8 protein-coding genes are annotated in these 9,009 nt (G+C 46.1%); 2 read left to right on the top strand and 6 right to left on the bottom strand.

All coding sequences use genetic code 11. The annotated features are described in order from the left end of the window. Positions 1–33: 33 nt before the first annotated feature. Positions 34–972 (bottom strand): nucleoside hydrolase, encoded by a 939-nt coding sequence (locus tag ACYVD4_RS00125; RefSeq protein WP_460941531.1) that lies wholly within the window; start codon positions 970–972, stop codon positions 34–36. Positions 973–1,170: 198 nt separating this feature from the next. Here ACYVD4_RS00125 and ACYVD4_RS00120 point away from each other — a divergent pair, with 198 nt between their 5' ends. Then, entirely contained in the window at positions 1,171–2,832 is a 1,662-nt protein-coding gene (locus tag ACYVD4_RS00120; RefSeq protein WP_460941528.1) for a M28 family metallopeptidase, read from the top strand. Positions 2,833–3,682: 850 nt separating this feature from the next. Beyond that, positions 3,683–4,141, top strand: coding sequence for a CPBP family intramembrane glutamic endopeptidase (locus tag ACYVD4_RS00115; RefSeq protein WP_460941526.1), 459 nt, complete (start codon positions 3,683–3,685; stop codon positions 4,139–4,141). 149 nt (positions 4,142–4,290) lie between these two features. Here ACYVD4_RS00115 and ACYVD4_RS00110 read toward each other — a convergent pair whose 3' ends face one another. The 5 genes from ACYVD4_RS00110 to ACYVD4_RS00090 form a co-directional block, all read right to left on the bottom strand. Then, entirely contained in the window at positions 4,291–4,896 is a 606-nt protein-coding gene (locus tag ACYVD4_RS00110) for a CAP domain-containing protein (RefSeq protein WP_460941524.1), read from the bottom strand. A gap of 502 nt (positions 4,897–5,398) precedes the next feature. Further along, positions 5,399–6,019, bottom strand: a complete 621-nt coding sequence (locus ACYVD4_RS00105; protein ID WP_460941522.1) for a thioredoxin family protein — start codon at positions 6,017–6,019, stop codon at positions 5,399–5,401. 5 nt (positions 6,020–6,024) lie between these two features. After that, positions 6,025–6,513, bottom strand: a complete 489-nt coding sequence (locus tag ACYVD4_RS00100; protein WP_460941520.1) for a TlpA disulfide reductase family protein — start codon at positions 6,511–6,513, stop codon at positions 6,025–6,027. A gap of 359 nt (positions 6,514–6,872) precedes the next feature. Continuing rightward, the gene (locus tag ACYVD4_RS00095; RefSeq protein ID WP_460941518.1) at positions 6,873–7,664 is read right to left on the bottom strand and encodes a hypothetical protein; all 792 of its coding nucleotides are present in this window, start codon (positions 7,662–7,664) and stop codon (positions 6,873–6,875) included. A gap of 91 nt (positions 7,665–7,755) precedes the next feature. After that, complete coding sequence (locus ACYVD4_RS00090) at positions 7,756–8,838, bottom strand: hypothetical protein (RefSeq protein ID WP_460941516.1); 1,083 nt, start codon at positions 8,836–8,838, stop codon at positions 7,756–7,758. Between the last annotated feature and the right edge of the window lie 171 nt (positions 8,839–9,009).

The raw sequence follows: 9,009 nt of genomic DNA, 5'->3' as shown, positions 1-9,009 counted from the left end.
CCGTAGTACACGTTAATGTTTATAAAGTCAGATTTAAGGTAACTTCTGAACCGCTTCGTAAATCAGATTGAGGTATTGTTCACGATCAATATCATAGACAAAGTTTACGTTCGGTTTTTGCTTCAGTACGTCGAAAAAATCAACAACGGTAGTGCCAGTGGTGAGCTTGCCGCTGACTTCTACATCAACGTAGCAGGACTTGGCCTGAAACATTTCCGGTGCAATTAAATAAGCAATAGCACAAGGGTCGTGTAGGGCTGCTCCACCGTCGAGTTCGGGGCGTTCGCTGCGGTAAAAAATCGAGAAGAAATCCATCAGCTCGGCCACCACCTTACCCGACTGATTTCCGATGCTACGAAACCGTTCGATGTCGTCCTGAAACACCAGCGCTTTGTGCGTTACGTCGAGTCCACACATCGTAATCGGCACGCCCGAATTGAAAACCACCGAAGCCGCTTCAGGATCGACGTAGATGTTGAACTCGGCGGTAGGCGTCATATTTCCGCGAAAAGCACCACCGCCCATCAGCGAAATCTGCTCAATTTTGGATTTTAGATGCGGATAGGCCAGCAGAAACGTAGCAACATTGGTCAAAGGTCCGGTGGGTACGAGAGTAATTTTCTCCGAACTCTCTGTTAGAATCTGCGCCATCGCTTCAATGGCCGACAGTGATTCAGGACGTAGCGTTGGTTCGGGTAAAATAGGCCCATCCATCCCCATTTCGCCGTGTACGTGGTCGGCAATAATCAGATCCCGGAAGAGTGGTTTTTCGCACCCTTTATAAATCGGAATATCGACCTGTAGTAACGTAACAAGTTTCAGCGCATTTTTCAGCGTTTTGGCCTGCGTCTGGTTTCCGGCCGACGTAGTGATGGCTTTAATATCGAATAAACCACTGCCAACGGCCAGCATAAGCATAACGGCGTCGTCGTGGCCGGGGTCACAGTCTATAAGAACAGGTATTTTCTTCATAATGAATGTCTGCTGATTTTGTATGTCCGGCGTTACGTCTCGCTACGTAGCATCGGATTAGGGCGACGAATATACCAAAGTTGTTGAGGCTTTGACGGAAAATCGAGCCAACCGTTCGATAAAGTAGAGCTGATTACTGGAAAAATCGTGCCGGTTGAGTAGTTTAGCTATTTGTTACGTAACACTTCCCCGACTGCTATGCGTCATTGTTGCTCGTTTCTGTTTACTGTTTTTTTGGGCTTGTTAGGTTCGCAACTGGCTATTGCTCAGTCGGATGCTATTTCTGCCGATGCTCAGCGTGTTGCCAAAACGGCAAAACCCAATGCTATTCAAAATCATATGCGGATTCTGGCCAACGACTCGCTCAAAGGTCGGAAACCCGGCACGCCCGGTTTCGACATGGCGGCCGACTACGTAGTAAATCAGCTTAAATCACTCGGACTGAAACCCGCTGGCGAAAACAATACGTATCGGCAGGACGTACCACTAGGACGTTGGCAGGTTCAGGAAGCAAATAGTTCGTTAACCCTGATTGCCAACGGACAGGAACGCCAGCTCGCCATTGGCCGTCAATTTATTCTCAGCCCCAATCCCGATCATGCCAACAGTGAAGTAAGTGCGCAGGTCGTTTTTGTTGGATTTGGCGTTACCGCTCCCGAGCTAGGTTATGACGACTACAAAGGAATTGATGTAAAAGGTAAAATTGTGGCTTATATAAACGGCGCACCTGCTACGTTCCCATCGAACCAACGGGCGTATTATTCCTCTTCGAAAGCCGAAAATGCGGTGGCCCACGGAGCCATTGCTACGTTGGCGTTCAACCTGCCAACCGATTTGCGGAATCGTATCGAAACGGCAGCACCACGCGCCCGTCTGGGTGTGTACCGCTGGCGCGATAAACAGGGAAAACCGCAACGCACGTATCCGGGGATAAAAGGGGCGGCTTCATTGAGTGATTCAACGGCTCGACTTTTATTTGCGCAGGCCGGTACGTCGTTTCAGGAAGCCATCAGCAATGCCCAGAAAAATCGGCCACAGGCGTTTCCGCTGAACGTATCGGTACGAATGAAAACCCAGACGGATGCCGTTGAGAACGTAGCGGGTTACAATCTGGTGTCGTTGTTGCCCGGCTCCGATCCGAAATTAAAAAATGAATACGTTGTGTTTGTGGCCCACCTCGATCATCTGGGCATTGGCCGACCCGTGAAAGGAGACTCTATCAACAACGGTGCGCACGACAATGCGTCGGGCGTAGCGATTATTCTGGAAACGGCCCGGATGTTTGCGTCGCTGCCGAAAGCACCCCGGCGTTCGATTTTGTTTGTGTGTGTAACAGGGGAGGAGTTAGGGTTACTCGGTTCCGATTATTTTGCGAGCAATCCGACGGTACCGAAAGAGAAAATTGTGTCGAACCAGACGTTGGATATGCCCTTTTTCTTTCATCCGCTGCTCGACATCGTTCCCTACGGCGCCCAGCATTCCAGTTTAGACCGGGAAGTGCGGCAGGCGGCTTCGTTTCTGGATGTGAAAGTCAGTCCTGACCCGATTCCGGAGCAAACCGTATTTATGCGAAGCGACCATTTCAGCTTTGTTCGGCAGGGAATTCCGGCGTTGTTCATCAAAAGCGGCTCACAAACGGGAAACCCGAACCTCGACGGTACCAAACTGAATCTGGACTGGCGGGCTACAATTTACCACTCCCCGCAGGATGATATGAATCAGCCGTTCGATTTCAATGCCGCAGCTAAACACGCCCAACTTCAATTTCTGGTCGGCTACTTAACTGCTCAGTCAGACCAGCGGCCCACCTGGAATAATGGTGACTTTTTCGGGGAAAAATTCGGGAAGGGGCAACCGTAATCAGTCATTACTAATCCGGTATGCCATTGTGATTCTGCAAGCAATCGGAGATTAATAGTGATTAGATGAGGAATAAAAAAAGCTCTCATTTTGTGAGAGCTTGCTGCGATTTTCGGGCTTGACTTAGCGTGTCCGCATCCGATAGATTGTCCGGCCACGCAAGCCAATTACTGGGCCACCTACTTCAATAATACGAGGACGGGGCGGGCGATTGATATGCATTAAGTTCGTTTTCATTAGTCTTTGTTGTTTTAGAATGATGACACAAAGATGAGCTATAGTCGGCCCGTTAGACAAACAAAAACTTACCAGACGTAGAATTTAAGGGATAAGACGTCAATTATTGGCCATAAATGGTAATTGATGCCAGATTGAAATTTTCTAAGATCATAGTCCGGTATTTGGTCAAATAATAGTATTAAATGGTGAAATAGGATTTTATCTCAAAATCAAGGAGCCAGTCAATTCATACGTTGTCTGGCTTCTTGATTCACGTCATGAGCTATAGAGTAAATATAGACTTCTTTAAAAGCACTATATGTTTAAAGTCGTTAAGAGTAGACAGTTTTAGGTAATATATTTACAATTATATGATAACTTAGTTTTAATGAATAAAGCCAGGTTGCTTCCCATTTTCGTTTACTTTTTAGGAGCTTTTAGCTTAACCTTTTTATTTAATCAACTGCCAGAGTTAAGACTAACGACTATTGACTGTAAAGATATCTTATGCGGTTGGGGGCCGTTGTTTAGTGGTCTGATTTGTTACCGACTTTTCAACGTCCCTAATCAATATGCTATCTCCCTAAAAGGAGTTAAGCCGTACTTAACATGGGGAATCGTCTTTTTAGCTTTGTTACTCCCTTTCCTGACTATTAATACGGTTAGTAAAACGACGATTTTCTCCTCGGTTGTGAGCCAGTTTATTTACTCATTCGGAGAGGAATTTGGCTGGCGTCATTATCTGCAAAATGCAACTGCTGGTTTTAAGCCCTGGGAGCGATATATACTAATTGGTTGTTTATGGTTTTTGTGGCACTATTCGTTTACCAGTGATCCTGTCCGGGCTATGGCTGGCCAGCCAATACCTTCGCTAATTGGTATCCCTTTATTCATTATCCTACTCTCTCTATTCTCATTCATTTGGGGCGATTTAGTGATCAAGACGCGCTCTATTCTGTTGCCTACTGTTGCGCACTATCTACCGAAAGCGGGAGGGACTGTTGCGTTAGGTCTGGTAGTTGCTGTTTTAATTCTGATACAAATAGGCTGGAAGCGACTCATTAGAAATGAATCTGCCCCGTTAGTATGATTAGTTCAGGCTGGAAAGAGTTCAATTGTGCTCGTAATAAGCAACTTCTATACAGTTGATATAAGCGTGCCAAATGATATAAGCGTGCCAAAAAATAAGCCCCGACCATAAATGACACGGGGCTTTTAATCAGATTGGAGGCAACTACACTACCTTGGTGTGGCAAACAAGCCTACCCAATACTTCTTGTAGGTACTGCTGTTGTTGCTTCCGTAGCCAAAACCTAACTGCTTGACGTTTCGATTCATTATGTTTGCACAATGTCCTGGTGACGCGCGCCAGCCATCTACTACCTGAGCTGTCGTTGCGTAACCCGCAGCAATGTTCTCGCCATAAGTTGTCCAGACGTAGCCTTCGCGAGTTATACGAGTTCCGGGGTTTGAGCCATCTTTGCCTGTATGACTGAAGTAGTTTTTGGAAGCCATATCAACCGCGTGTTTGTCGGCTGCCGTGTTTAGCTTGGTGTTCAGCGTTAAGGCTGGCGCTGAGGCATAAGTAACCTCTCCACATTTACAAGTCTTTGCCCGAATCGCATTGATTCTGTTGAGTACATCTAGTTGCTGGGCTGTTGTTGCTGCAGCCTCCCGTGCTCCGGCAAGATTGGGCGTAAATTCCAGACCTACCTCATCAGCTTCCTGATAGATTGAAGAGATGACAGGGTCAGGACTTGTAGTAATTTCCTTATCAGACGTACAGGCTCCCATAGCCATCAGTAAGCTTGTCGAGAGCGTTGAAACAAGGATAAATGAGCGCATAATGATAAAAGATTAAATTAGTTAACACGTGAAGAATTTTAACGAATCAAAGCTAGTGGCATCTGGCGCGGTAGGCTTTCACTATTGTAACATTGACTTGACCTATCGTAACATTGGTCAAAAAACAACAAGTGTTAACCTTAAAAGCAGACTCAGCGTGTTTTCCTGAAAATCCATCGATCTTGCTGGTAAGGTTCTCCCGAAATAGTCTGATCTGACAAAAATGGCTGACGGACTACTCGCCTTTCCAGCGAAATTTCTGCTACGTAGTAGCGTCTTTTAAAAAGAATACTATGTAAAGGCACCTTTGCGTAAGTCACAGAAAAGCCCGACTGTTTTTACAATCGGGCTTTTCTGTGACCTTAGGAAATTAGAAATTGAAACAGTTTCTTTTACAACGTTCGTCTTTTTGCCTTGTAAAGAAATACCGCTCAAATGGCATGATCGACATACGTGTTGAGAATGCCACTACGTCTGTGAAAGCGGATGCAAATCGATTCGATCAGGCGCTTTTCCATTTGATGCCGCAACCGATGGCGCGTGCTGTTGGGGTAGTAACAGCTTTACCGGCTAGTAATTCATTCACTGCATTTTCGACGTATTTCTTATCGGCGGCCGACGCATCAGACTGATTATTGTCGATAGCACCGATATAGGCTATGCGAAACTGATTTCCTTCTTTTTTTACCACAAACATGTGGGGCGTGTTGCTGGCTCCAAACGCGCTGGCAACGGCCTGACTTTCGTCGTAGAGGTAAGGGAACGCGTAGTTTTTGGATTTTGCCCGTTGCTGCATGGCCATGTACGAATCACCGGGCGAACGCTGGGCATCATTCGACTGAATGGCAACGACCGGAAAACCTTTTGGGGCAAACTGCTCGTTGAGAGCCATAATCCTGCTTTCGTAGGCTCTGGCTACCGGGCACGTATTGCAGGTAAAGGCAATAATGTAGCCTTTCACCTCTTTCTGGCTAGCCAGCGACACGTCTTTCCCATCCACATTTTTCAGTTTAAAATCCTGTACTACATCACCCACTTTGTACCCCGTCGATGTAGGATTCATACTCATGAGTATCACCGCAAACATCAGTTCAATAGCAATCAGCAGATGGGCCTTCTTCATGTTGATTAGTGTTTATATTGGTTAATAATCGATTCAAGTTCGCCTTCTTTTACTGGTTTTCCGATAAACTGCCGAATGTTACGTTGTTTGTTGAGAACCAGCGTCATCGGTAACGCTCCCGACCATTCCGGCACCAGTTTATCGATCCAGGTATTGAGGTCTGGTTCGTCGAGTAGTACGACCTGAGAGCCAATTTTACGCTTCTGCACAAACGGTACTACTTTGGTTGTTAGGGTTTTTCTCGCATCCATCGAAACCAGTAGCACGTTCACTTTCTGATTTGCATATTTCTTCCGAGCCGACTCAAAAAGAGGAAGTTCTTTTACGCAGGGAGCACACCAGGTTGCCCAGAAATTAACAATATACAACGTATCGTTTGAACGATTGATACGTTGCTCCAGCTCATCGAATTTCAGCACAGGAACCGATTGCGCATTGGAGATCGTGATGCCTAGCAACGTACTGATTATAACAAAGCAAGCTTTCCCCGACATACGTAGCAATTTTAAAAGTAAGCGCAGACAATACACGTTCAGCTAGGTTACCGACAAGAATCAGGCCAGTATATACTATCTGATTTTTGATCGTGATTGCCAATAAATCAATCACTTAAAAGGCTGTGCTGAACCTGAATAACGATTCAGGTTAATCAATAGTACCCGAATCGTATCGATCATTCTGATTTATGATAATCTGGAACTGGATTACTTCTCTAAACAAAACGGTGAGACAAGATTTGATTCTTGTCTCACCGTACTTATCGAGTACCAAAAACTATTCGCTCTTGATGATTTTCACCGTTTTGAGCTGAGCCAGTGCGCAGCATGAAGTATCTGAAGAAAGAATCGGTTGATCAGAAGCCTAGTCTTAACGTAGCATTAGCCTGATACGTTAGTTTTCCGCTCACACCGTAACGTAGCGTTTTGATCTGTGCTACGTAGCTGGGAGGTAAAGTCACTACGTGGTTGAGCTTGACAATCGTGGTGCTGCTGGGTACTACGCCACACGACCACACCGTTACGTCGCTCCAGTTGCCCGCTTTCAACGTAGTGACAGCACCGTTGGCATCCAGACACGTAATCAGTTGGACATTCGTAGGGTTATATTGTAGGGTTGCTCCACTGGGCAAATTGGTTGTAGCAAATGTTCCTGAAATACTGCTGGCGGTTAAAATGGTAAAGGACTGACCCGGAGAAATGCTAAAACCATTGACCAGACTTATGTTGAGCGCACCACTGAGCGTGGCGGTTCCGCTTACTGCCAATTGATCGTAACCGGTTCCTGGGGTAGTGGCTGCGCCGAGGTCGATGTTTAATGCACCCGTGCCATTGCTGTAATTACCCGTTACGGTCAATTTGCCAAGGGTTGTGCTATTGCCGGGCGATACTATCCCCGTTTGCGTCAGGCTACCCGTATAGGCAACCGTACCCGATCCACTGGCGATACCCGCATTGCTAAGGTTTCCGGCAATGATAAGTGTGCCGTCGGTGTGAAGGGTACTGCTTGTGGCATTACTTACATCACCATTGATATTGACCTGCAAGCCCGAATTGATCTTGGTAGTAATGCCTTGTATGGTAACTACTTGTGCCTGCAGGAAGCCCGGCAGAAGCAACAAGACGAGAAATATCTTGAGCGATTTCATCCTGTGTTTAGTTTGCACCCTGAAACAAATACACAACGTTTCAGGGCATTTTTAGACCATTTCTTTATCGTCCTACTAGCAAACAAAGCGTTTACCTGCAGCGCATCGAAATGTTCATCCGGATGAACGGGGTTGGGTTGGTACTCGATACGGCAAACGTTAGTACGTCGCCCGCCACATAAGCAACAGAACCCGTTGCCGAACCTGTTACTTTAGAACCCGTTACCGCTCCTGACGTCACTGTAACAGACAATCCTGTTGCAGCGCCGTTTTTATATAGCTCTGCTTTACAGGCAGATATACCCCCTGGTGTGTCTGTTACATCCTGCAGATAGATAACGTCACACGTGCCAGCCGCAGGCATAATGAACGTTGGAGAGGGAGAGCTGCTACTAATATACATAATAGGCCTTTGCTCAATGATTTGCGTTTCAGGGTTTGCTGAGGTTATGGCGTAAACCTGACCAATGCCTGTATTTGGCGTAATCCATGACGAATTTGTTCCATTTGTTTGCAGAATTTTGCCGCTATTTGAGGCTTGTGAAGGCAGCAAAGCATTCAGCGCGGCATTGGCGGTCGTTTGTCCGGTTCCTCCTTTGGTTATGGCAACCGTTCCCGTTACGTTGGCCGCGTTGCCTGTAATGTCGCCCGATATTTTAGAGCCGGCAATGGCTGCCGAATTGCTGATATCAGCATTTACAATCGTTCCATCGGCTATTTCGGTGCTCGATACGGTGTTCAATGTTGCCAATGTTCCCAAACCCAGATTTGTTCGGGCACCCGCTGCCGTATTGGCGCCCGTACCCCCATCAGCAACAGCTACAACCCCACTAGACAATTTTATCCAGCTTGGAATCGCCGGTGTGCCTGCGTTATAGTAAAATCCAGCCGTTCCATTCGTCTGATAGACAATTAATCCCGTAGCCGGATTTGGAATAGTTGCCCGATCAGTGTCGAGCATGCGGGGTACAAGCACACCTTTATTGGTAGCCGAAACGTCGAGAATTGCGGATGCGTCAGGATTTGCCGTGCCAATACCCATGTTATTCTGGGCTTGTAACTGCACAGAGTTAAGGCTTAACAGGCCGAAACAGAGTAAAGCAGTTTGCCCGGTAGCTGACTGAAAAAACTTTTCTGTGATGTATTTATGCGTGATCTGTAAAAGTGATTTCATGTAAATCGAGTTTTTTGACAAAAGAAAAAAGTTACAGAAAGTGGCAACTATGCAAATACTTAATATGTCATAATTAATATATTATATACTATAAGTATTTATATAGATTAATTTCTAAATATCAGAATAAAAGGGGATTTGGAGAAATTATATTGTGGATAGTCAGAACAT

This window comes from Spirosoma daeguense, assembly GCF_054776875.1.
The sequence above is the reverse complement of the archived record's forward strand: the minus strand, read 5'-3'. Positions and strand labels throughout refer to the sequence as shown.

Bases quoted from the DNA above. Each gene is read 5' to 3' on its own strand.
- ACYVD4_RS00095 (WP_460941518.1), bottom strand. From the start codon at position 7,664: ATGAAATCGCTCAAGATATTTCTCGTCTTGTTGCTTCTGCCGGGCTTC.
- ACYVD4_RS00090 (WP_460941516.1), bottom strand. From the start codon at position 8,838: ATGAAATCACTTTTACAGATCACGCATAAATACATCACAGAAAAGTTT.
- ACYVD4_RS00100 (WP_460941520.1), bottom strand. From the start codon at position 6,513: ATGTCGGGGAAAGCTTGCTTTGTTATAATCAGTACGTTGCTAGGCATC.
- ACYVD4_RS00110 (WP_460941524.1), bottom strand. From the start codon at position 4,896: ATGCGCTCATTTATCCTTGTTTCAACGCTCTCGACAAGCTTACTGATG.
- ACYVD4_RS00125 (WP_460941531.1), bottom strand. From the start codon at position 972: ATGAAGAAAATACCTGTTCTTATAGACTGTGACCCCGGCCACGACGAC.
- ACYVD4_RS00105 (WP_460941522.1), bottom strand. From the start codon at position 6,019: ATGAAGAAGGCCCATCTGCTGATTGCTATTGAACTGATGTTTGCGGTG.
- ACYVD4_RS00120 (WP_460941528.1), top strand. From the start codon at position 1,171: ATGCGTCATTGTTGCTCGTTTCTGTTTACTGTTTTTTTGGGCTTGTTA.